Raw genomic sequence first — 23,907 nt, forward strand, 5'->3', positions numbered from 1 at the left:
CCGTAAAAAAGGGAGCCGGAAGGCTCCCTTTTGCATTTGTAGCGGTCAACCCTGCGCCGGGTATTCCTGAATAGTGACTGGCAATGTCAGTTTGCGATCGTTGCGGATCACCTGCACTTCAATAACCGAGCCGGGACGCACCTCCGCGACCTGATCCATCGTTTCCTGCGCGGACACCGCCGGCTTGCCGTTAACGCTGACAATCAGGTCGTTGGCCTGAATGCCGGCTTTCGCCGCCGGGCCATCCGGCGCTACGTTGTTTACCACGATGCCCTGAATGCGATCGAGGCCCGCGTTCTGGCCGTGCAGCGGCGGCACCTCACGGCCGGTAATGCCGATATAGCCGCGAATAACGCGCCCGTCGCGGATCAGCTTATCCATGATTTTAGTGGCCAGCGCGGTGGGAATAGCGAAGCCGATGCCCTCCGGCGTTTCGCCGTCGTTGCTCTTGTCAAACGACAGGGTATTGATGCCCATTAGCTCGCCGAGCGAGTTAATCAGCGCGCCGCCAGAGTTGCCACGGTTAATCGAGGCGTCGGTCTGGAGAAAGTTCTGGCGTCCGGAAGGGCTTAAGCCGACGCGGCCTGTGGCGCTGATAATGCCCTGCGTTACGGTCTGCCCAAGATTATAAGGGTTGCCAATCGCCATCACGATATCGCCTACGTGTGCGACGCGATCACGGTTAATCGGGATCACCGGCAGGTTGGCGGCGGTGATTTTCAATACCGCTAAATCGGTCAGGCTGTCCGACCCCACCAGCATCGCCTCAAAGAAACGGCCATCCTGGAGCGCGACGATAATTTGGTCGGCGCCGTTGATGACGTGGCGGTTGGTCAGGATATAGCCTTTATTATTCATGATGACGCCGGAGCCGAGCGTCGTAATCCCGCGTCCGTTACTGCTTGACGCGCTGCGGTTATAAACGTTGACCACCGCAGGAACAGCGCGGCGCACGCCCTGATTAAAGCTGAAGGGCGTTTGATCGGCGCTGCTTTCTGGCTCGGAAAGTAAGCCGGTGCCAATACGCAACGCAGGCATGGCCGCCAGTAAAATACCTGCGACGATCAGCCCCAGAACTACCGAACGCAAGAGTTTAAGAAACATGATGTTAAGTTATATCAGGAAAGATCCGGGGCAGAATATCACGAGTTTCGCGGACACACACGGGTTGTGTCCGCGATATGATACGCCGGTATTTTTAACGCAGCAGAAGATAGATGCTTTCGCCGCCGCGCACTACATTCAGCGCCAGGAACGGCGGCTTGCTGGCCAGCACTTTGCGCATCTCATCCAGACCCTGCACGCGAGTGCGGTTGACGCCGATAATCACGTCATCTTTCTGCAAGCCGATCTGCTCTGCCGGGGTTCCTTTCTGCACGCTGTCGACCTTCACGCCTTTGTTGCCGTCCGGCAACTGGCCGTCGCTGAGCGACGCGCCCTGCAATGCAGGCGTCATCAGTTCATCGCTGGACATGGTGCGCGCGCTGGCGTCGAGCTTAACCGTTACGCTAAGCGGCTTCCCTTCACGCAGCAGGCCGATTTTCACCTCTTTGCCCGGCGGCGTGGTGCCGATTTTCACCCGCAGTTCGGCGAAGCTGGTAATCGGCTTGTCATCCACCGAAGTAATGATGTCGCCCGCTTTAATGCCTGCGGTCGCCGCCGCGGATTTCGGCAGCACTTCCGATACGAAGGCGCCGCGCTGGGCATCGACATTAAAGGCGCGCGCCATATCGGCGGTCATTTCGGTGCCCTTGATGCCCAACTGGCCGCGCTTCACTTCGCCGGTGGCGATCAACTGCTGCGCCAGCTCCATCGCCATATTGCCCGGAATAGCGAAGCCGATGCCGATATTGCCGCCGCTGGCGGCGAGAATCGCGGTGTTGATGCCGATCAGCTCGCCGTTCAGGTTCACCAGCGCGCCGCCGGAGTTGCCGCGGTTGATGGCGGCGTCGGTCTGAATAAAGTTTTCCAGCCCTTCAAGATTCAGGCCGCTGCGTCCCAGTGCGGAGATAATCCCGGAAGTGGCGGTCTGTCCAAGCCCAAAGGGGTTGCCGATGGCGATGGCGAAATCGCCTACGCGCAGCTGGTCGGAGTCAGCCACCTTAACCTGCGTCAGGTTGCTGGCGCCCTGTAGCTGAATCAACGCGATGTCGGTCTGTTCGTCACGGCCGATAAGCCTGGCGTCATATTCGCGGCCGTCGCTCAGCTGGACGCTGATCTTATTGGCGCCGTTCACCACATGGTTGTTGGTCAGCACATAGCCTTTTTGCGCGTCGATGATCACGCCCGAACCTAAACCTTCGAACGGCTGCGGCTGCGCATCTTCGCCCTGATCCTGACCGAAGAAGCGCTTTAACGGCTCCGGCAGATCCTGCGTCTGATCGTCTGTCGCCGTGCCTTCAACATGCACGCTGACCACCGCAGGCAGCACTTTCTCCAGCATCGGCGCCAGGCTGGGCAGAGGCTGATTTTGTACCTGAGCCGGCAGCGTCGCCATGGCGGAAGGCGCCACGGTCAGATTCATGCCAACGGCCAGGGCTACCGCGCTCAACAATAATGATTTTTTCTTCATCGTTACGACGCTCTCGCTGCTCAACTGAAGGAAGATAGTAGATGATTTGCGTGCCGGATATGGCTATCAGGCCTGACGAATAAAAGGGAAAAGGGCGCGGATGCGCCCTGGTTTATCAGTCGCGCGGCGTACGTTCGCCACGCAGAAGGCCGGATGCGCCTTCTGAATAATCACGCGGGATTTGCACCGGCGCCTGATCGTTGTCCGCTTCCGCTTCGGTAAGCTGATAGGCGAACGGGTTTTTCTCGCCCGGCAGGTCCGGCAGCAGATCGTTGGAACCCTTCGCCATATGCTGATAAAGCTGGCGGTAGTCGCGCGCCATATTATCCAGCAGTTCGGCGCTCTGAGCGAAATGGTTAGTCAGCTCCTGGCGATAGTCCGCCAGCTCCGCTTTGGATTTCTCCAGTTCGTACTGCATGCTGCGCTGTTCGCGCAATTTTTTATTGCCAAAACGCATGGCGACCGCGCCGATAATAATGCCAATGACTAAACCAATTAGCCCGTATTCCCAGGTCATAATGACTCCCGTAGTGTCCTCGTTGTTCCGTAGGGCGTTCCACTTCAATAATAGCCACTATAACCGTTAATCTTATGGAAGTGGAATCCTGCGGCAGCATCGCTTAGTGTAGAACGGACTTTTTTTCGACAAACAGGCAGTGACCTGACATTTTTTAGGGAAGCAGGGTTAATAATGCAAACGATGTCCCCCTGGCGCGTTATGAGCAGGCGCTTGCACAAGGTGAATATCAGCCTGATGACGTACAGCGCGCCGCAATCAGCCGCCTGGACGCCATCCAGCGGGCGTTAAGCGACAGATCGCAGACTATGCCGACGGCGAACGGCTGGCGCGGCAAGCTCAGCAAACTGCTGGGCAAGGAGAAAAACGGCGGCGAGCCGCCGGTGCGCGGCCTTTATATGTGGGGCGGTGTAGGACGGGGCAAAACCTGGGTAATGGATCTGTTTTTTCAGTCTATTCCTGGCGAGCGCAAGCTACGACTCCATTTCCATCGCTTTATGCTGCGGGTGCATGAAGAACTCACCGCGCTGCAGGGAGAAAGCGATCCGCTGGAAATAGTCGCTGACCGCTTCAAAGCGCAGACGGACGTGCTGTGCTTCGATGAGTTCTTTGTTTCCGATATCACCGATGCGATGCTGCTGGGCACCCTGATGGAGGCGCTGTTCGCACGCGGCATCACGCTGGTCGCCACTTCGAATATTCCGCCTGACGATCTCTACCGCAACGGCCTGCAGCGTGCGCGCTTTTTGCCCGCTATCGAACAGATTAAGCAGCATTGCGACATCATGAACGTCGACGCCGGGGTCGATTATCGTCTGCGTACGTTGACGTCGGCGCACCTCTGGATGCAGCCATTGAATGACGAGACGCGTCAGACGATGTCGCGGATGTTCGTCGCCCTGGCGGGCGAGGCGGCGGATGAGCAGCCGGTGCTGGAGATCAATCATCGTCAGCTGCCGACGCAGGGCATGAAGAAGGGCGTACTGGCGATCGATTTCGCCACGCTCTGCGGCGAAGGGCGTAGCCAGCACGACTATATTGAGCTGTCGCGTCGCTTTCACAGCGTGCTGCTGCTAAACGTGCCGGTCATGACGGCGCGCAGCGAAGATCGTGCTCGCCGGTTTCTGGCGCTGGTGGACGAGTTTTATGAGCGCCACGTCAAGCTGGTGGTGTCGGCGGAGACGTCTCTGTTTGAAATTTACCAGGGCGAGCGGCTGAAATTTGAATATCAGCGCTGTCTTTCGCGCCTGCAGGAGATGCAGAGCGAAGAGTATTTGCGCCTGAAACATCTTTCCTGAGACTCGCGCATTTTTTGATGAAAAGTGATCGATCTTTGGCAATGACTTCTCTATAATCTTGCGACCCCACGTTACGACAAGGTTTTTTTTCCCAGAAACTTTGTAGCACCGGCAAAACTGTCCGAGGGGGTGGGCTTGCTGGTCGATAAGGTCGTGTGAGCCTCAACCGTTTATTCAAGCGTTTGGGATTTCACCAACGTGTAACTTAATTTGGGTAAGCTTTTAGATGAAAACTTTTACAGCTAAGCCAGAAACCGTCCAACGTGACTGGTACGTAGTTGATGCGACGGGCAAAACTTTAGGTCGTTTAGCGACTGAACTGGCTCGTCGTCTGCGTGGTAAGCATAAAGCGGAATACACTCCGCACGTCGATACCGGTGATTACATCATCGTTCTGAACGCTGATAAAGTTGCCGTAACCGGTAACAAGCGTAGCGACAAGATTTATTACCATCACACCGGTCACATCGGTGGTATCAAGCAAGCGACCTTCGAAGAGATGATTGCTCGCCGTCCTGAGCGTGTGATTGAAATCGCGGTTAAAGGCATGCTGCCAAAGGGCCCGCTGGGTCGTGCTATGTACCGTAAACTGAAAGTTTACGCGGGCAATGAGCACAACCATGCGGCACAGCAACCGCAAGTTCTTGACATTTAATCGGGATTACAGGCAATGGCTGAAACTCAAAACTACGGCACTGGTCGCCGCAAAAGCTCTTCCGCTCGCGTCTTCATCAAGCCGGGTAGCGGTAACATCGTTATCAACCAGCGTTCTCTGGAACAGTACTTCGGTCGCGAAACTGCCCGCATGGTAGTTCGTCAGCCGCTGGAACTGCTGGATCTGGTTGGTAAATTCGATCTGTACATCACCGTTAAAGGTGGTGGTATCTCTGGTCAGGCTGGTGCGATCCGTCACGGTATCACCCGCGCTCTGATGGAGTATGACGAGTCCCTGCGTGGCGAACTGCGTAAAGCAGGCTTCGTTACCCGTGATGCTCGTGAAGTTGAACGTAAGAAAGTCGGCCTGCGTAAAGCACGTCGTCGTCCGCAGTTCTCCAAACGTTAATTGTTTCTGCTTCGGCAGAATACAGTTACAAAAAACCCGGCCTCTGCGCCGGGTTTTTTTATACGTAAAAGTCAGTGAAACGCGGGTTAATCACGCCTTTTTACCGGCAAATCTTCTTTCCTCTCCCCACAAACTGCTTAAAATCTGGTAAACTGACTGACACTTTGCGCCCGTTAAACGGATAGCTGTGGATGATAATCCTGACAGGAAGGGGGATTGACGCAGCTTCGGTCAGCGGGTGGTTTCGTCAAGCAGGTTAGTCGCCGCGCGGTTGGCTATTCGCACTGTATTCTGGATAAACTTGGAGGTTTTCATGGCTGTCGCTGCCAACAAACGTTCGGTAATGACGCTGTTTTCTGGTCCGACTGACATTTTCAGCCATCAGGTGCGTATCGTACTGGCAGAAAAAGGTGTCAGCGTAGAGATCGAGCAGGTTGAAATGGATAATCTGCCGCAGGATCTGATTGACCTCAACCCGTATCGCACCGTGCCGACGCTGGTCGATCGTGAGCTGACGTTGTATGAATCACGCATCATTATGGAATACCTCGACGAACGCTTTCCGCATCCGCCTCTGATGCCTGTTTATCCGGTCGCGCGCGGTGAAAGCCGTCTGATGATGCATCGTATCGAGCAGGACTGGTACAGCCTGATGCGCACTATCGAAACAGGTACCGGACAACAGGTAGAAACGGCGCGTAAGCAGCTGCGTGAAGAACTGTTGGCGATTGCGCCGCTGTTCACCCGCACGCCGTTCTTCCTGAGCGAAGAGTTCAGCCTGGTGGATTGTTATCTGGCGCCGCTGCTGTGGCGTCTTCCGTTGCTGGGCGTGGAGCTCACCGGCAGCGGTACTAAAGAGCTGAAAGGTTATATGACGCGCGTTTTCGAGCGTGACTCTTTCCTCGCTTCGTTGACCGAAGCGGAACGCGAAATGCGCCTGCAAGCCCGGGGCTAACGGCTATGGAAATGTCTCAACTTACCGCACGTCGTCCTTACCTGCTGCGCGCCTTCTATGGGTGGTTGCTGGATAATCAGCTGACGCCGCATCTGGTGGTGGACATCAATCAGCCTGGCGTGCTGGTGCCGCTGGAATATGCCCGCGACGGACAGATTGTATTGAATATTGCGCCGCGCGCAGTGGGCAATCTGGAGCTGGGCAATGATGAAGTGCGCTTTAACGCGCGCTTCGGCGGCGTGCCGCGTCAGGTGACGGTGCCGATTGCGGCCGTGCTGGCGATCTATGCGCGTGAGAACGGCGCAGGCACGATGTTCGAGCCGGAACCTGCTTATGAATTGCAGGAGACCGGGGAGCCTTTGCAGGGGCAGGAAGAGACGGTCATGTCGGTTATTGATGGCGATCGTCCTGATGACGCTGAGCCGGAAGGCGACAATCCTGATGACGATCCGCCGCCGCGCGGCGGTCGTCCCGCATTACGCGTGGTTAAATAAAAAAACGGGCCTGATGGCCCGTTTTTTATTGAGCGGAAAAGGAAGCAAGCCGATAGCGCTTATTTCGGCATGATGTTATTCCAGAGAACGACGCTTTCTCTGCCGCAGAGCGATGGCGTCAGGCTCGCATATCTCATAAAAAAGCCCGCATCAAAAGATACGGGCTTTTCACGGACAGCGCATGCCGTCATGCCAGAAAAAGGAAAGCAGCGCGAGGTAAATCACCGCGCTGCTCAACCAGCGTGCTGGTCGTGATTACACTTCCAGGTAGTTCATAATCCCTTCAGCCGCTTTGCGACCTTCAGCAATAGCTGTCACCACCAGATCGGAGCCGCGGACGGCATCGCCGCCGGCAAAGATTTTCGGGTTGCTGGTCTGGAACGCATTATCATGACCCTCCGGCGCGATAATACGACCCTGAGCATCCAGCTCGACGCTGAATGGCGTCAGCCACTCCATCTTATGCGGACGGAAACCAAAGGCGATAATCACCGCATCGGCCGGCAAAATATGTTCGGAGCCCGGAACGATTTCGGCGCGACGACGGCCATGCGCGTCCGGCTGGCCCATCTCCGTGCGGGCGACCCTGACGCCGCAGACGCGACCGGATCCATTAATTTCAATCCCCAGCGGCTGTAAATTAAACTGGAACTCCACGCCTTCTTCGCGCGCGTTTTTCACTTCGCGACGCGAGCCTGGCATGTTCTCTTCGTCACGACGATAGGCGCAGGTAACATGCGTCGCGCCCTGACGAATCGAGGTGCGCACGCAGTCCATCGCCGTATCGCCGCCGCCAAGCACCACCACGCGTTTGCCCTGCATATCGATCCAGGGCTGATCCGCCAGCTGATCGAAACCCATAATCTGACGCGTATTGGCGATCAGGAAAGGCAGCGCGTCATGGACGCCCGGCGCATCTTCATTTTCAAGGCCGCCGCGCATGGACTGATAGGTGCCGACGCCCAGGAAGACCGCGTCAAACTCATTAATCAAATCGCTGAGCTGGACATCGCGGCCGACTTCGGTATTCAGCTGGAACTCAATGCCCATCTCGGTGAACATCGTGCGTCGACGCGTCATTACCTCTTTTTCCAGCTTGAACGCCGGAATGCCGAAGGTAAGCAGCCCGCCGATTTCCGGGTGGCGATCGTAAACCACCGCTTTGACGCCGTTGCGGGTCAGCACGTCGGCGCAGGCGAGGCCAGCCGGGCCTGCACCGATAATCGCCACGCGTTTACCGGTAGGCTTGACGTGCGACAGGTCGGGACGCCAGCCCATTTCCATCGCTTTATCGTTGATATAGCGCTCGATATTGCCGATGGTCACCGCGCCAAACTCATCGTTCAGCGTACAGGAGCCTTCGCACAGGCGATCCTGCGGACAAACGCGACCGCACACTTCCGGCAGGCTGTTGGTCTGATGCGAAAGCTCGGCCGCCTCGATAATGCGACCTTCATTCGCCAGCTTCAACCAGTTGGGAATGTAGTTGTGTACCGGGCACTTCCATTCGCAGTAGGGGTTGCCGCATGACAAACAGCGATCCGCCTGGGCTTTCGCCTGGCTTTCCGAAAAGGGTTCATAGATCTCTACAAACTCGATTTTGCGGATTTTCAGCGGCTTTTTCGGCGGATCAACGCGCTGCAAGTCGATAAACTGATATACGTTTTGACTCATTGTGACCTCTTACTGCGCCTGCACCCGCAGCTCAGCTGCGGAACGACTACGGTGCCCCAACAATGCTTTAACATCACTGGACTTCGGTTTTACCAACGCAAACTTCGACGACCAGACAGGCCAGTTAGCCAAGATCTCTTCGCCGCGCGACGAGCCGGTATGCTGAACATGTTCAGTGATCAGGCCGCGCAGATGCTCTTCGTGAATCGCCAGATCGTCTACGCTCAGCACTTCCACCAGTTCCGGGTTGACGCGTTTGCGGAACTCGCCATCCTCATCCAGCACGTAGGCGAAGCCGCCGGTCATGCCTGCGCCAAAGTTGACGCCGGTTTTGCCCAGCACGCAAACAATGCCGCCGGTCATATACTCGCAGCCGTTATCGCCGATGCCTTCAACCACGGTGATGGCGCCGGAGTTACGCACCGCGAAGCGTTCACCCGCGCGGCCCGCGGCGAACAGTTTGCCGCCGGTGGCGCCATACAGGCAGGTGTTGCCGGCAATGGTGGCCTCGTGGCTGCGGAAAGCGGAGCCGACCGGTGGACGAATGGCCAGCAGACCGCCCGCCATGCCTTTGCCTACATAGTCGTTGGCGTCGCCGGTCAGCGTCTGCTCAACCCCGCCTGCATTCCATACGCCGAAGCTCTGCCCGGCGGTGCCGCTATAGTGAATCCGAATCGGATCGGAGGCCAGCCCCTGATCGCCATGGATCGCGGCGATCGCGCCGGAAAGCGTCGCGCCGACGGAACGATCGGTATTGCGGATATCGAACCAGAATGTCTTGCTCTGTTTCGCCTCCACATACGGCATCGCCTGTTGCAGCAGCGCCTTGTTCAGGTCGCCGTTATCAAACGGCGGGTTACTGCTTTCGGTGCAGTAAACGGCCTTGCCGGGCATCGGCGTCGCCGTCGCCAGCAGCGAGGAGAGATCCAGATTCTGCTGCTTCGCGGTAAAGCCATCCAGCACCTTCAGCAGATCGGTACGGCCAATCAGATCCACCAGCCGCTTCACGCCCAGCTCCGCCATGAGTTCACGCGTTTCCTGCGCGATAAACTGGAAGTAGTTGGTCACGCGGTAAGGCAGACCGTGGTAGTGGTTTTTACGCAGCTTCTCGTCCTGGGTTGCTACGCCGGTCGCACAGTTGTTGAGATGGCAAATGCGGAGATATTTACAGCCCAGCGCCACCATCGGACCGGTGCCGAAGCCGAAGCTTTCTGCGCCGAGAATCGCCGCTTTAATAATATCGCGTCCGGTTTTCAGACCGCCGTCGACCTGCAGGCGAATCTTATGACGCAGGCCGTTGGCCACCAGCGCCTGCTGGGTTTCCACCAGGCCCAGCTCCCACGGACAGCCGGCATATTTTACCGAGCTGAGCGGGCTGGCGCCGGTGCCGCCGTCGTAGCCGGCGATGGTAATCAGGTCGGCATAGGCTTTGGCTACGCCGGTTGCGATGGTGCCTACGCCCGGCTCTGATACCAGCTTCACGGAGATCATCGCCTTCGGGTTGACCTGCTTCAGGTCGAAAATCAGCTGCGCCAGATCTTCGATAGAGTAAATATCGTGATGCGGCGGCGGCGAAATCAGGGTGACGCCCGGCACGGAATAGCGCAGCTTCGCGATATAAGGCGTCACCTTATCGCCCGGCAGCTGACCGCCTTCTCCTGGTTTCGCGCCCTGCGCCACTTTAATCTGAATAACGTCGGCGTTGACCAGATAAGCTGGCGTCACGCCAAAGCGGCCAGAGGCGACCTGCTTGATGCGCGACACTTTATTGGTGCCGTAACGTGCGGGATCTTCGCCGCCTTCGCCGGAGTTAGAATATCCGCCCAGGCTGTTCATCGCTTCCGCCAGAGACTCATGCGCTTCCGGGCTGAGCGCGCCGATAGACATCGCGGCGGTATCAAAACGCTTATAAAGTTCAGTCGCGGGCTCGACCTCATCCAGACTGACTGGCTGCGTACCAGGCTGAATCTCCAGCAGATCGCGCAGCGTGGCGACTGGACGTTCGTTAACCGCGCGGGCGTAGAGCTGATAGTCGCTATACTCGCCGCTCTGCACCGCTTTTTGCAGCGTCGCCACCACGTCCGGGTTGTAGGCGTGGTACTCGCCGCCGTGAACATATTTCAGCAGCCCGCCCTGATCCAACGGTTTGCGCTGCAGCCAGGCGCGTTTCGCCAGGTTAATCAGATCCTGTTGGAAATCGGCGAAGTTCGAGCCGTTGATGCGGCTGACCACGCCCTGGAAGCAGAGCGTAGAAACATCTTTATGCAGGCCGACCGCTTCGAACAATTTGGAGCAGCGATAAGAGGCGATAGTCGAAATGCCCATTTTGGACATGATCTTATATAGCCCCTTGTTGATGCCGTTACGGTAGTTCAGCATCAACGCGCGGTAATCTTTTTCAATTACGCCGCTGTCCGCCATTTTCGCCAGCGATTCATAGGCGAGGTAAGGATAGATAGCGGTCGCGCCGAAGCCCAGCAGCACGGCGAAATGGTGCGGATCGCGGGCGCTGGCGGTTTCGACGATAATATTGGCGTCGCAGCGCAGGTTTTTCTCCACCAGGCGCGTCTGAATCGCGCCCACCGCCATTGGCGCAGGCACCGGCAGACGTTGTTCGCTGATGGCGCGGTCGGACAGCACCAGCAGCACCGTGCCATTGCGCACCATGCTCTCCGCTTTATCACACAGCGCATGAATAGTCGCTTCCAGCGTTTGCTCCGCCGGGTTGAAGGTACAGTCCAGCGTATCGGCGCGATAATATTCGCCTTCCAGCGTCGTCAACTGACGGAAGTCGGAGAAAAGCAAAATAGGCGATTTAAAAGAGACGCGGTGCGCCTGGCCTTCCGCTTCGCAGAAAACATTCATTTCGCGGCCGATGCTGGTGGCCAGCGACATCACGTGATTCTCGCGCAGCGGATCAATCGGCGGGTTAGTCACCTGAGCGAACTGCTGACGGAAATAGTCATAAATGAGGCGCGGGCGGCTGGAGAGAACCGCAAACGGCGTATCATCGCCCATTGACCCCACCGCTTCCTGACCATTTTCACCCAGCACGCGGATAATCTGATCCAGCTCTTCGCTGCTGTAGCCGAACTGCTTCTGGTAAGTCGCCAGCGTCACGTCATCCAGTTCGCGGCTGCCAACCTGATCGTCAGGCAGATCCTCGAACGGCACCAGACGCTTAACGTTCTTCTCCATCCAGGCTTGATAAGGATGGCGGCTTTTCAGATCGTTGTCCGTTTCCGCGGAATGCAGAATGCGGCCTGAGCGCGTATCGATCACCATCAGCTCGCCTGGCCCGACGCGGCCTTTTTCCAGCACCTCATCCGGCTGATAGTCCCAGATGCCGACTTCAGAAGCGCAGGTGATCAGCTTGTCCTTGGTGATCACATAGCGCGCCGGACGCAGGCCGTTGCGGTCAAGGTTACAGGCGGCGTAGCGTCCGTCGGACATCACGATGCCCGCTGGGCCGTCCCACGGCTCCATATGCATTGAGTTAAAGTCGAAGAACGCGCGTAGCTCAGGCCCCATATCCGGATTGTTCTGCCAGGCCGGCGGCACCAGCAGGCGCATTGCGCGGATAAGGTCCATGCCGCCGCTCAGGAACAGCTCCAGCATGTTATCCATTGAGCTGGAATCGGAGCCGGTTTCATTAACGAACGGCGCGGCGTCCTGCAGATCGGGGATCAGCGGCGTCTGGAATTTATAGGCGCGCGCGCGGGCCCACTGACGGTTGCCGGCGATGGTGTTGATCTCGCCGTTGTGCGCCATATAACGGAAGGGCTGAGCCAGCGGCCAGCGCGGCACGGTATTGGTGGAAAAGCGCTGGTGGAACAGGCAGATCGCCGATTCCATACGCAGATCCGCCAGATCGAGATAAAAGCGCGGCAGATCGGCCGGCATGCACAGGCCTTTATAGATATTGACCTGATTAGAGAAACTGCAGACATAGAACTCTTTGTCGCCCAGCGCTTCGATACGCTTTTCAATACGGCGACGCGCCATATAAAGGCGGCGCTCCATATCCCGGGGACGCCAGCCGGCTGGCGCATTAATAAAGATCTGTTCAATGCGGGGCAGAGAGGAGAGGGCGACTTCACCCAGTACTTCCTGATTGGTCGGCACATCGCGCCAGCCAACGATTGATAAGGTTTCGCGCAGCACCTCTTCCTCGACGATGCGGCGGCTGGCGCGCGCCAGTTCTTCGTCCTGATTCAGGAACAGCATGCCGACAGCATAGTTCTTCGCCAGGCGCCAACCCTGTTCTTCGGCGACAACGCGGAAGAAACGGTCAGGTTTCTGCAGCAGCAGGCCGCAGCCGTCGCCGGTTTTGCCGTCGGCCAGAATGGCGCCGCGGTGCTGCATACGAGCCAAAGCATGAATCGCAGTGCGCACTACTTTATGGCTGGGTTCGCCTTCAATATGAGCGATCAGGCCGAAACCACAGTTATCCTTTTCAAGGGATTTATCGTACAACATTTCAGTGAACCTCCCCAGGCTCTGCGGATCCCCGGCGCCGACGGCAGGCGTAGAAAGGGCAGGCGGCAGGTTGGCGTCTCATACGCGTACCGGTCGCATGGCTCCCATTCATAGCCTCAGGCATCGGTGTCACAAGTATTGCGGACTTGCTTCAGAGGGAATCTCAATTACTGCATAAATATGATGAGTGGAACACTCATCCGAAAAGCTTCCAGCGGATTTCCAACTTATCGGGAAAGCGTAAAGAGGTCAAATACGCTTCTTACTTATGCTTTTTAGGTGTTTTTATATTTAACTTTTTGTTTTTTAAATAAATAAGGGATTATTTTGTCTTGCGTACGGGGCCGGGGGTAAGGTGAAGAATGTGAGCTGTCTCACTATGGGGCGGCGATCAAATCTCTGCACCATGCTAGTGCTGACGTGTATCTCAGGATTATCTGCTGGTAAATAGCGAATGAATATAGAATGCATCTGTTTTTCTTATAATGCATTTTTTAAGGTTAAGGGAGAGCGATCATTAGTAAAATTAATTAAGTAAATAATGACTAAAAAGACTCTTTATTTGAATGATTATTCTTTTGGGTAAGGGGGAAGCAAAGACGTTGCAAACGCATCGTCTTGAAAAGCATCGGTGTGAGTCGATAAACCTGCTATGACAGGGGCTTTCCAATGTATGCAACCTGGCGAAATAGTCAATACTTTTGTCCGGTTAAGCGCTTTTTTCCAGCGGAGGGGCCGTATTTGCACTTTAATAGTGCAGTGGCCGGGCGATTTTCCCTCCCTGCGGTGAGTTTACGCCTGCCGCGCCCCCTGACCCTAAAGTGGGGTATGATGGGAAATGAGACCGGGAAGGAAACTGATATGAAACAAATTCGTCTGTTAGCGCAATATTATGTCGATTTAATGGTGAAGCTGGGGTTAATCCGCTTTTCCTTGCTGTTGGCTTCCGCGCTGGTCGTGCTGGCAATGGTGGTGCAGATGGCCGTCACCATGCTGCTGCGCGGCCATGTAGAGAGCATTGATATGGTGCGTTCCGTGTTTTTCGGCCTGTTGATCACTCCCTGGGCGGTTTACTTTCTGTCGGTGGTGGTTGAACAGCTGGAAGAGTCGCGTCAGCGGCTGGCGCGGCTGGTGGATAAGCTGGAGGAGATGCGCAAGCGCGATCTGGAACTAAACCAGCAGATGAAAGAGACCATCAGCCAGCTAAATCAGGAGATTGCCGACCGTATCAAAGCGGAAGAGGCGCGTCTGCTGGTGGTGGACAAACTGAAAGAGGAAATGGCGCGGCGCGAGCAGGCGCAGATAGAACTTGAACAGCAATCCTCTTTCCTGCGCTCTTTTCTCGATGCTTCCCCGGACCTCGTTTTCTATCGCAATATCGATCAGCAATTTTCCGGCTGCAACCGCGCGATGGAGCTGCTGACCGGCAAAAGCGAAAAACAGCTCATCGGTCTGACGCCGAAAGAAGTTTATGATGAAGAGGCGGCGACCAAGGTTTTGGAAACGGATGAGAAAGTTTTCCGCCATAACGTTTCTCTGACCTATGAACAGTGGCTGCAATATCCCGACGGGCGTAAAGCCTGTTTTGAAATCCGCAAAGTGCCCTATTACGATCGCGTCGGTAAACGCAGCGGCCTGATGGGCTTCGGTCGTGACATTACCGAGCGTAAGCGCTATCAGGACGCGCTGGAAAACGCCAGCCGCGAGAAGACGACCTTTATCTCGACTATCAGCCATGAGCTGCGCACGCCGCTTAACGGCATCGTTGGGCTGAGTCGGATTCTGTTGGATACCGATCTGAATCAGGAGCAGCTGAAATATCTCAAAACCATTCATGTCTCAGCGATAACGCTGGGCAATATTTTTAATGATGTTATTGAGATGGACAAAATCGAGCGGCGTAAAGTGCAGCTTGATAACCAGCCGCTCGACTTCACCGGTTTTCTTGCCGATCTGGAAAACCTCTCCGGCCTGCTGGCGCAGCCGAAAGGCCTGAAATTTGTTCTGCAGCCTCATCTGCCGCTGCCGCATAAAATCATCGCCGACGGCACGCGCCTGCGTCAGATTTTATGGAACCTGATCGGCAATGCGGTGAAATTTACTCAGCAGGGCGAAATAGTGGTTCGCGTCACTTATGAAAGGGAGCAGCTGCGTTTTGAAGTAGAAGATTCGGGCATGGGCATCCCGCTTGATGAGCAGGATAAAATTTTTGCCATGTACTATCAGGTGAAGGATCAGCATGGCGGCAAGCCCGCTACCGGCACTGGTATCGGGCTGGCGGTTTCACGCCGTCTGGCGCAGGCGATGGGCGGCGATATTACCGTACGCAGTGCGCCGGGAGAAGGCTCCTGCTTTACGGTTACGCTGAATGCGCCGCGCGTTGCGGAAGAGGTAGAAGATGAGCAGCTGGCTGACGAAATGCCGCTGCCTGCGCTACACGTGCTGCTGGTTGAAGATATTGAGCTGAACGTCGTGGTGGCGCGCTCGGTACTTGAGAAGCTGGGCAACAGTGTAGAAGTGGCGATGACCGGCCAGGCGGCGTTGGATATGTTTGATCCCGATGAGTTCGACCTGGTGCTGCTGGATATCCAACTGCCCGATATGACGGGGCTGGACGTGGCGCGCGCCATTCATCAGCGCTTTAAAGGGGAGCGGCTACCGCCGTTAGTCGCATTGACGGCGAACGTGCTGAAAGACAAAAAAGAGTATCTGGAAGCCGGCATGGATGATGTTCTCAGCAAGCCGCTGGCGGTGCCGGCGTTAACCGCGATGATTAAAAAATTCTGGGACTATCAGGATGACGCAGTGGCTGACGTCCCTGAGCGTATGGATGACAAAAAGCTGGCGCTTCTCGATCTACCGATGCTGGAACAGTATATCGAGCTGGTCGGCCCGTCGCTGATCACCCGTAGCCTGGATATGTTTGAACAGATGATGCCGGGTTATCTGGCGGTGCTGGATTCTAATATGATGGCGCGCGATCAAAAGGGCATTACTGAAGAAGGGCATAAAATCAAAGGCGCTGCGGGCTCGGTGGGCTTGCAGCACTTGCAACAGCTATCGAAACAGATTCAGAGCCCGGAATTGCCTGCATGGTGGGATAACGTACAGGAGTGGATCGACGAGCTGAAGCAAGAATGGCGACACGATGTGGCGATATTACGTGAATGGATTGAAAAGCAGGAAGCAGAAAAAAAATGACCCCGGCTTGTGCCGGGGTGCGCGAATACTGCGCCAACACCAGGGAAAAGGTTTGCTCAAGCCATTCTTAGAAGAGTTAACAAGCGGCACAAGCATGGTATTGGGTAACGCTTTGACACACCTTAGCAAATCTCACAGTATCTGTTAAAAGATTCATTAAAATATGTGATGTAGGCCAGCGTTGACACCCAGAAAACATTAATTTAATGACACAGTCAAGCAAGAAATTAACTAAGGCCCTATATTGGCGTCAAATTAAGCTTTTGTAAAGGATTTCATTGCAAAAAACTTTCATCGTCCAGCGTCAATATTCAGGTACGCTTTTTTTGGCTTTACCCGTTACACTTGATGAGCATCACTTTTACATAATGCCTTGTAATTTAAAAAAATAGCTCTCATGACAAGTGCGCTGGTGCGCCGCAAAAAAGTTCAGCTTATGGGTGAGCTCTGCTCATTTCAGTGCTTAACGCAGCCTGTAAGGACAGGGCGTTAAAACGCTTAATTATCCATGTTTAAAAAACGTCAAATTGTCCGCTGAAAAGCATCTTTACTTGAAATTATTTTGTCTTTTCTTTAGTTAACATGGTCACTTATCAGGCGTTCCATAAGGGGTTTAAATGTTTTTCCTTATGGGTAATCATAAGGCTTCAGGCTGAATTCCTGTAAAAGCAGCAGGGTGTCTAAACTTTGGAACCGATTCCTAAGACATGGAACCTATTGATGTTTGAAGAAATTAACAAAATATGAATTTCTGAATCAGCAAATTTGGCCGCAAAAAGCGCTGTTTTATCATTACACGACCGTAATAACTTCAGGGCCAGTCATGGCAGTAACGAGAGCAATTGATAAGTGAAAAAAAAACGGATTGGACAGGATCGTATGGGTATCGGTAAAGGACAACTGTTAAGCTTTTGCAAACGCTGGCTGCTGCGCCTGATCGTTTCGATCGTCGGCTTATGGCTGGCCGGGATCGTACTATTTGCTTTTTTGCCGGTCCCTTTTTCAGCAGTGATGGCGGAGCGGCAGGTCGGCGTCTGGCTTAAAGGGGAGTTTTCCTGGGTTGCGCACTCTGACTGGGTGTCGAGAGAGGAGATATCCCCCTGGATGCTGCTGGCAGTCATCGCCGCAGAAGATCAAAAATTTCCTCAGCATTGGGGGTTTGATGTAGAGGCGATCGAGTCGGTGCTGGATAAGCAGAATGGACGGATGCGCGGCGCCTCTACGCTTTCACAGCAAACGGCGAAAAATCTCTTTCTTTGGGATGGCCGTAGTTGGCTGCGTAAAGGGCTGGAGGCCGGGCTGACGCTGGGACTGGAAGGCGTATGGAGTAAAAGGCGTATCCTGACGGTGTACCTGAATATCGCCGAGTTTGGCGATGGCATATTTGGCGTAGAGGCGGCGGCGCAGCGCTATTTTCATAAGCCCGCCAGCCGACTGACGATGACAGAAGCGGCGCTGCTGGCCGCCGTTCTGCCTAATCCGCTGCGTTTCCGCGCGGATGCGCCTTCTGGCTATGTGCGTCAGCGGCAGGCATGGATCATGCGGCAGATGCGTCAACTGGGCGGCACAACATATATTCAGCAGCACCGCCTGTAACGACTTATTCTTCGTCGAAGCCCGCTTCAAACAGCTCAATGACTGCCGCCAGCGCCTGCTCTTCCTGCGGGCCGGTGGCTTCAATTTCAATGTGGCCGCCTTTAGCCGAATCGAGCATCAGCAACGCAATCACGCTGCTGGCTTCCGCCTCGGTGCCCGCCTCATTACGCAGCAGCACTTCAGCGTCAAAACTTTGTACCAGTTCAAACAGCTTCATCGCGGGGCGGGCATGCATGCCCAGCTTATTTTTAATTTCAACGGTTTGCCTGACTGTCATGATTTGCGTTTTTCCAGCGTGCGATGGCGGGATTGCACATTCTTGCCGCGCGAACGGAAATAGTCGGCGAGCTGTTCGGCAATATAGACGGAACGGTGTTTGCCGCCAGTGCAGCCAATGGCGACGGTCAGATAACTGCGATTATTGGTTTCCAGCATCGGCAGCCATAATTCGAGATAGCTGCGCGTCTGGTAGATAAAGTTATGCACCTCAGTGTGACGATCGAGAAAGGCCGCTACGGGTCTGTCGAGGCCTGTCATCGGACGCAGCTTTGGGTCCCAGTGCGGGTTAGGCAGAAAGCGCACGTCAAAAACATAGTCGGCGTCGATAGGGATGCCATGCTTAAAACCGAAAGATTCAAATACCATCGTGAGTTCGCGCTCGCGCTTGCCGAGCAGACGCGTACGCAGCATCTCCGCCAGTTCATGCACCGACATTTCCGACGTATCGACAATCAGATCGGCGCGCGATCGCAGTGGCTCCAGAAGATCGTTTTCTTCATCGATAGCGCTTTCCAGCGACAGGTTTTTGCTGGAGAGCGGATGCAAACGGCGGGTATCGCTGTAGCGACGGATTAAGGTGTTGCGGTCCGCGTCCAGGAACAGCAGCTGCGGCGAAAAGCTGCCGGGCAGGCTGGTCAGCGCCTTTTCCAGCACATCCGGCGACTCCGGCATATTACGCACATCTATACTGACGGCGGCCGAGATATTACGTGCAGCCAGCGAATTCGCCAGATCGGGCAGGAGTGTTACCGGCAGGTTGTCCACACAGTAAAAACCCATATCTTCCAGCGCGCGTAACGCGACAGATTTCCCTGAGCCTGAACGACCGCTGACGATCATCAGCACCATTAAGTTGTCTCCCCATTCAACCTGCGCGACGGGCCGCAAGCCCGCCGTTCAGGCAAAAGTGCAAGCGTAGTAATTAATGATTCTCTTCCGGCGCTGCGGTAATGATCTCATACAGCTCTTCATCACTCTGCGCAGCCCGCAGACGACGGCATACCGTTTTGTCGGCCAGCCGTTTCGCCACCAGTGAAAGGGTATGCAGATGTGTTTTACATTGATCCGCCGGTACCAACAAGGCAAAAAGCAGATCAACCGGTTGATTATCAATAGCATCGAACCCGATTGGCTGATCGAGGCGGATAAATACGCCTACTGCACGCAGTGTATCCTCTTCCAGCTTTCCGTGCGGAATAGCGATGCCGTTGCCGATGCCGGTGCTGCCCATGCGCTCGCGCGTCAGGATCGCTTCAAACACCGTTTGGTGCGGCAGATTAAGCTGTTTGGCAGCCAGTTCACTGATGATTTCCAGTGCCCGCTTTTTGCTCTGGCAATGCACTCCGCTGCGGGTACAGTCAAGGTTAAGTACAGAGCTGAGTTCCAGTGAGAGTTCGTTGTTCATCATAGTTTCACTTGCGTGTTCACATTTACTGGCGCATCGCGCTACTTTACGCGTCTTACGATGAGAAAAGCAGTAAAAATTTGCCAGCGTGGCGTGAATGGAAAAACGGGGCGAAAAAGATCGCCCCACGATAGTGCCGCATTACTACAAGCGGCCCGTTCTTCCTTCCGCCTTGCGAAGGTTAGTGTTGTTTTAACTTGTCTTTATGCCGGGTTAGCTGACGAGAAAGCTTATCGATCAAGCCATCAATCGCCGCGTACATATCATTAGCCTCAGAAGTCGCATGCAGTTCGCCGCCGCTGACGTGCAGCGTCGCTTCCGCTATCTGCTGCACTCGCTCTACCTTCAGCACAACGTGGACCTGGGTTATCCGGTCTGAATATTGTTCCAGCTTGGCAAACTTAGTGTTTACAAACTCGCGCAAAGCTGGCGTGATTTCAATGTGTTGCCCGGTAATATTGAGCTGCATAGCGTCTTCCTTCTCAGTGAGTATCAAACCAGCTGTTTACGCTGGTTTGATGGCGGGATGGATAAAGACTCTCGGTACTTTGCGACGGTGCGGCGCGCCACCATAATGCCCTGTTCGGACAGCATAGAGGTGAGCTTGCTGTCGCTCAGCGGTTTGGCGGGGTTCTCCGCCGAGATGAGTTTTTTCACCAGCGCGCGGATCGCCGTGGAGGAAGCTTCGCCGCCGCCCTCGGTATTGACGTGGCTGGAGAAAAAATATTTCAGTTCGAAAATACCGCGCGGGCTGTGCAGGTATTTTTGCGTCGTTACGCGGGAAATGGTTGATTCATGCATGTCGACCGCCTGAGCGATATCTGCCAGCACCATCGGGCGCATGAACTCCTCTCCCTGTTCAAAGAAGGCCTGCTGCTGCTCGACGATACAGCGCGTGACTTTCAGCAACGTATCGTTCCGGCTTTCCAGGCTTTTAATCAGCCATTTCGCTTCCTGCAGATTGGTGCGAATAAACTGACTGTCGCTATCGTTGCGCGTTGAGTTGCCCAGCGCCGCGTATTGCTGGTTGATATTCAGCCGCGGCACGCTGTCGCTGTTGAGCTCTACTGTCCAGCGGTTGCCGATTTTGCGCACCAGTACGTCGGGAATGACATATTCCGGTTCGCTGGTGTTTACCGACTGCCCTGGTCGCGGATCGAGCGACTGGATCAGCGCCATCGCCTCTTTCAATACATCTTCTTTCAGGCGGGTGACGCGCATCAGACTGCGGAAATCATGGTTTGCCAGCAGATCGAGATGCTCGCTGACAATCAGCTGCGCCTCCGTCAGCCATGGCGTATCGCTGGCGAACTGCGAAAGCTGCACCAGCAGGCAATCGCGCAGATCGCGGGCGCCAACGCCAACAGGATCGAAACGCTGCACGCGCTTCAGCACCGCCTCGACTTCATCCAGCGCCACCTCTTCATCGCCCATGCTATCGCGGATTTCATCCAGCGTGACGGTGAGATAGCCGGTATCGTCAATGGCATCGACAATCGAGGTGGCGATGGCGCGATCGGTATCGGTAAACGGCGTCAGCTCCACCTGCCACATCAGGTAATCCTGCAGCGACTGGGTGGTTTCACCCTGGTAGACCGGCAGTTCGTCGTCGCGATAGTCGGTACCGGTGCCGGACGGCGTGCCGGCGGTGTAGATCTCGTCCCAGGTGGCGTCAAGCGGCAACTCCTCCGGCATATCCTTCTGCTCCAGCGCCTCCCGCGTATCGAGCGTTTCACTCTCGGTATACTCGCGGGAATCCACCTCTTCATGGACATTATCGGTCTGCTCAAGCAACGGGTTGCTCTCCAGCGCCAGCTGAATCTCCTGTTGGAGCTCCAGCGTAGAGAGCTGTAGCAGGCGAATAGCCTGCTGCAGCTGCGGCGTCATGGCGAGCTGTTGGCTGAGCCTGAGTTGCAAACCTTGCTTCATATTCAGAATAGCGTTTCCTGATAGCAGACTGTCATAACCGACACCATATCAGAGTCTGAACTCTTCACCCAAATAGACGCGTTTCACCTGTTCATCGGCCAGAATCGCTTCCGGGGTGCCATGGGCGATCAGACGGCCCTGACTCACAATATAGGCGCGTTCGCAAACGGCCAGCGTCTCACGGACGTTATGGTCGGTGATCAGCACGCCGAGACCGCTGTCACGCAGGTGTTCGATAATCTTTTTGATATCGATAACGGAGATCGGGTCGACGCCGGCGAAGGGTTCATCCAACAGGATGAATTTGGGGTTCGCCGCCAGCGCGCGCGCAATTTCCACACGACGCCGTTCGCCGCCGGAGAGCGCCTGGCCGAGACTGTCGCGCAGATGTTCAATATGGAATTCTTCCATCAGCTCGTTTGCGCGATCCTGACGCTGTTCGGTGGTCAGATCGTCGCGCACCTGCAGCACGGCCATCAGATTGTCATAGACGCTGAGGCGACGGAATATCGACGCTTCCTGCGGCAGGTAGCCGATGCCGCGACGGGCGCGGGCATGGAGCGGTAAAATACTGATGTCTTCATCATCAATCACGATGCGCCCGGCGTCGCGCGGCACAATGCCAACAACCATATAAAAGGTGGTGGTTTTGCCCGCGCCGTTTGGTCCCAGCAGACCGACGATTTCGCCCGATTTAACCTGCAGGCTGACATCTTCCACCACGCGGCGGCCTTTATAGGCTTTCGCCAGATTTTCAGCGAGTAGTGTTGCCATATGAATCAGTTACTCTTCTGTTGGCCATTAGAGGCGCCGGATTTATCCTGCAGCTGCGAAGGCACCAGTACGGTTGTCACGCGCTTGTTCTGGCCCTGGCTAAACGCCTGCATTTTCTGCTCTTTCACCAAATAGGTGATACGATCGCCTTTGACATTGCTGTCCAGCTGCTCGATATAGGCGTTGCCCGTCAGTTCAACAAAATCCTTCGCCAGCTCATAATGCATCTTCTGAGCATGACCTTTTACCGGTTTGCCGTCGTCCTGCAGCTGATAAAAGGTCGCCGGCGTACCGTAAGCGTCAACGATGGTTTTGTTGCTGTCGCCGCCAGGACGCGTTACGACGACTTTATCGGCGGTAATTTTGATCGAACCCTGCGTCACGATCACATTACCGGTAAAGGTCGCGACGTTGCCTTGCAGATCCAGCGCCTGGTTAGCGGAATCGATATTAACGGGCTTTTCGGAGTCGCCCGTTAATGCCAGAGCCGGAACGCTGGCGGCCAGCAGGGTAGTGATAAGCAGAAGCTTAAGGCTGTTGTTGTGCATTGATTTCATAATTAGTTTTGACCTTTTCAATCAGCTCGGCCGTTTTCGTCCGTAAATTACCGCGCATTTTCATACCAGTAGAATTAAAGCCGCGGCCATAAAGTGTTACCTGGTCGTCAGACTGCACATCCTGCGTCACCAGATTGACCTGCGCATTATCGGTTTTAATCCGCTCAAGCTGAGCGTCTTTCGTCAGGCTGTTGACTTCAACGTGACCATAGAGATAAAGCATGCGGTCTTTTGTCAGTTTGGCTTTATCCGCGCGTACTGACCAGGCAGGGATCTTGTTTTCGTCATAGGTGGTCATCAGCGGATTATCGAACCAGCTGATCTCATCGGTCGAAAAATAGGTCACCTTATCCGAAACCAACTTGTAGCTGAGACTGCCTGCCGGGTTATAGACCACGGTGCTGGAGTTTGCACTGGTATAGGTCGGTTCCTGATTATTGGTTTCCTGCGGCCCCTGGTTTTCATCATTGCCGGCGAGATTCCAGCCGAGCAAGATAATGGCGATCAATGCCAGCAGTAACGTTATCCAACGCCTGGTTTTACTCATACCGATTGCCCTTTGGCGTCATCAAACTTATCCTGGGCGATCAAAATCAGATCGCAGAGTTCACGCACCGCGCCGCGTCCGCCGGCGATGCGGGTTACATACCTGGCGCGCCCTAGCAGTAGAGGATGCGCGTCGGCCACCGCCACGCTCAGGCCCACCTGTGCCATCACCGGCCAGTCGATGAGATCGTCGCCGATATAGGCGACCTGCTCAGGGCGTAGCGACAGTTTATCCAGAAGTTCCCGGAAGGCCAAAAGCTTATCGGACTGCCCCTGGTAAAGATGTGTAATGCCCAGCGTCTGACAACGATCCTCCAGCAGTTTCGCACGGCGCCCGGTAATAATAGCGACGTCGATATCGGAGGTTAGCAGGCAGCGGATGCCGTAACCGTCGCGGACGTTGAATGCCTTCAGCTCTTCGCCGCTGTTGCCCATATAGATCAGGCCATCGGACATTACGCCGTCCACATCGCAAATCAGCAGGCGAATCGCTTCTGCTCGCTTGATTACGTCCCGGCTTACTGCGCCGTAGCAGGTCTCCACGACGTCCAGTTCTTGCGTCATTCTC

The 23,907-nt window shown here is 55.3% G+C and carries 21 protein-coding genes; 7 read left to right on the forward strand and 14 right to left on the reverse strand.

Going from position 1 to position 23,907, the window contains the following annotated elements:
• Positions 1–45 precede the first annotated feature (45 nt).
• The 3 genes from degS to zapG form a co-directional block, all read right to left on the reverse strand.
• The gene (gene degS / locus C2E16_RS02555) at positions 46–1,104 is read right to left on the reverse strand and encodes an outer membrane-stress sensor serine endopeptidase DegS (RefSeq protein WP_038628823.1); all 1,059 of its coding nucleotides are present in this window, start codon (positions 1,102–1,104) and stop codon (positions 46–48) included.
• A gap of 94 nt (positions 1,105–1,198) precedes the next feature.
• Positions 1,199–2,572 carry a serine endoprotease DegQ gene (gene degQ, locus C2E16_RS02560; protein ID WP_038628821.1) on the reverse strand — a complete coding sequence of 458 codons (1,374 nt, stop codon included), beginning with the start codon at positions 2,570–2,572 and terminating at the stop codon, positions 1,199–1,201.
• Positions 2,573–2,687: 115 nt separating this feature from the next.
• Complete coding sequence (zapG, locus tag C2E16_RS02565; RefSeq protein WP_038628819.1) at positions 2,688–3,089, reverse strand: Z-ring associated protein ZapG; 402 nt, start codon at positions 3,087–3,089, stop codon at positions 2,688–2,690.
• A 191-nt stretch (positions 3,090–3,280) separates the two neighbouring features.
• Between zapG and zapE the strand changes: the two genes are divergently transcribed.
• From zapE to sspB, 5 genes are all read left to right on the forward strand, one after another.
• Positions 3,281–4,387: a cell division protein ZapE gene (gene zapE, locus C2E16_RS02570; RefSeq protein WP_104951404.1), complete on the forward strand. Its 1,107-nt coding sequence runs from the start codon at positions 3,281–3,283 to the stop codon at positions 4,385–4,387.
• Positions 4,388–4,613: 226 nt separating this feature from the next.
• Complete coding sequence (rplM, locus tag C2E16_RS02575) at positions 4,614–5,042, forward strand: 50S ribosomal protein L13 (protein ID WP_038016830.1); 429 nt, start codon at positions 4,614–4,616, stop codon at positions 5,040–5,042.
• A gap of 15 nt (positions 5,043–5,057) precedes the next feature.
• Positions 5,058–5,450, forward strand: a complete 393-nt coding sequence (rpsI, locus tag C2E16_RS02580; protein ID WP_038628814.1) for a 30S ribosomal protein S9 — start codon at positions 5,058–5,060, stop codon at positions 5,448–5,450.
• A 313-nt stretch (positions 5,451–5,763) separates the two neighbouring features.
• Complete coding sequence (sspA, locus tag C2E16_RS02585) at positions 5,764–6,405, forward strand: stringent starvation protein SspA (RefSeq protein ID WP_038628812.1); 642 nt, start codon at positions 5,764–5,766, stop codon at positions 6,403–6,405.
• A 5-nt stretch (positions 6,406–6,410) separates the two neighbouring features.
• Positions 6,411–6,899 carry a ClpXP protease specificity-enhancing factor gene (gene sspB, locus C2E16_RS02590; RefSeq protein ID WP_084970253.1) on the forward strand — a complete coding sequence of 163 codons (489 nt, stop codon included), beginning with the start codon at positions 6,411–6,413 and terminating at the stop codon, positions 6,897–6,899.
• Positions 6,900–7,154: 255 nt separating this feature from the next.
• Here the strand turns inward: sspB and C2E16_RS02600 are convergent, their stop codons facing one another.
• Both C2E16_RS02600 and gltB read right to left on the reverse strand, forming a co-directional pair.
• Positions 7,155–8,573 carry a glutamate synthase small subunit gene (locus tag C2E16_RS02600; RefSeq protein ID WP_038628809.1) on the reverse strand — a complete coding sequence of 473 codons (1,419 nt, stop codon included), beginning with the start codon at positions 8,571–8,573 and terminating at the stop codon, positions 7,155–7,157.
• Between the two features lie 9 nt (positions 8,574–8,582).
• A complete protein-coding gene (gene gltB / locus C2E16_RS02605; protein ID WP_038628807.1) occupies positions 8,583–13,052 on the reverse strand; it encodes a glutamate synthase large subunit in 4,470 nt (1,489 codons plus the stop codon).
• 861 nt (positions 13,053–13,913) lie between these two features.
• Between gltB and arcB the strand changes: the two genes are divergently transcribed.
• Together arcB and mtgA are read left to right on the forward strand one after the other, a co-directional pair.
• On the forward strand, positions 13,914–16,253 hold the full coding sequence (arcB, locus tag C2E16_RS02610) for an aerobic respiration two-component sensor histidine kinase ArcB (RefSeq protein WP_104951405.1): 2,340 nt from the start codon (positions 13,914–13,916) through the stop codon (positions 16,251–16,253).
• Between the two features lie 879 nt (positions 16,254–17,132).
• Positions 17,133–17,849 carry a monofunctional biosynthetic peptidoglycan transglycosylase gene (mtgA, locus tag C2E16_RS02615; protein ID WP_084969951.1) on the forward strand — a complete coding sequence of 239 codons (717 nt, stop codon included), beginning with the start codon at positions 17,133–17,135 and terminating at the stop codon, positions 17,847–17,849.
• Between the two features lie 4 nt (positions 17,850–17,853).
• Here mtgA and npr read toward each other — a convergent pair whose 3' ends face one another.
• From npr to kdsC, 9 genes are all read right to left on the reverse strand, one after another.
• Complete coding sequence (npr, locus tag C2E16_RS02620) at positions 17,854–18,126, reverse strand: PTS phosphocarrier protein NPr (RefSeq protein WP_038628803.1); 273 nt, start codon at positions 18,124–18,126, stop codon at positions 17,854–17,856.
• Positions 18,123–18,977 carry an RNase adapter RapZ gene (gene rapZ, locus C2E16_RS02625; RefSeq protein ID WP_038628801.1) on the reverse strand — a complete coding sequence of 285 codons (855 nt, stop codon included), beginning with the start codon at positions 18,975–18,977 and terminating at the stop codon, positions 18,123–18,125. Before rapZ ends, npr begins: the two co-directional genes overlap by 4 nt.
• A gap of 73 nt (positions 18,978–19,050) precedes the next feature.
• Positions 19,051–19,533, reverse strand: a complete 483-nt coding sequence (gene ptsN / locus C2E16_RS02630) for a PTS IIA-like nitrogen regulatory protein PtsN (RefSeq protein WP_174705326.1) — start codon at positions 19,531–19,533, stop codon at positions 19,051–19,053.
• Positions 19,534–19,714: 181 nt separating this feature from the next.
• Positions 19,715–20,002, reverse strand: a complete 288-nt coding sequence (gene hpf, locus C2E16_RS02635; protein WP_038628798.1) for a ribosome hibernation promoting factor — start codon at positions 20,000–20,002, stop codon at positions 19,715–19,717.
• A gap of 23 nt (positions 20,003–20,025) precedes the next feature.
• Entirely contained in the window at positions 20,026–21,462 is a 1,437-nt protein-coding gene (rpoN, locus tag C2E16_RS02640; RefSeq protein WP_104951406.1) for an RNA polymerase factor sigma-54, read from the reverse strand.
• Between the two features lie 48 nt (positions 21,463–21,510).
• Positions 21,511–22,236: an LPS export ABC transporter ATP-binding protein gene (gene lptB, locus C2E16_RS02645; RefSeq protein WP_038628795.1), complete on the reverse strand. Its 726-nt coding sequence runs from the start codon at positions 22,234–22,236 to the stop codon at positions 21,511–21,513.
• 5 nt (positions 22,237–22,241) lie between these two features.
• Positions 22,242–22,784: a lipopolysaccharide ABC transporter substrate-binding protein LptA gene (lptA, locus tag C2E16_RS02650; RefSeq protein WP_409365939.1), complete on the reverse strand. Its 543-nt coding sequence runs from the start codon at positions 22,782–22,784 to the stop codon at positions 22,242–22,244.
• On the reverse strand, positions 22,765–23,340 hold the full coding sequence (gene lptC / locus C2E16_RS02655) for an LPS export ABC transporter periplasmic protein LptC (RefSeq protein WP_038628792.1): 576 nt from the start codon (positions 23,338–23,340) through the stop codon (positions 22,765–22,767). Before lptC ends, lptA begins: the two co-directional genes overlap by 20 nt.
• Entirely contained in the window at positions 23,337–23,903 is a 567-nt protein-coding gene (gene kdsC / locus C2E16_RS02660; protein WP_038628791.1) for a 3-deoxy-manno-octulosonate-8-phosphatase KdsC, read from the reverse strand. Before kdsC ends, lptC begins: the two co-directional genes overlap by 4 nt.
• Positions 23,904–23,907: the final 4 nt, after the last annotated feature.

Source organism: Mixta calida, assembly GCF_002953215.1.
In the GTDB taxonomy this organism is placed as follows: Bacteria; Pseudomonadota; Gammaproteobacteria; order Enterobacterales; family Enterobacteriaceae; genus Mixta; species Mixta calida.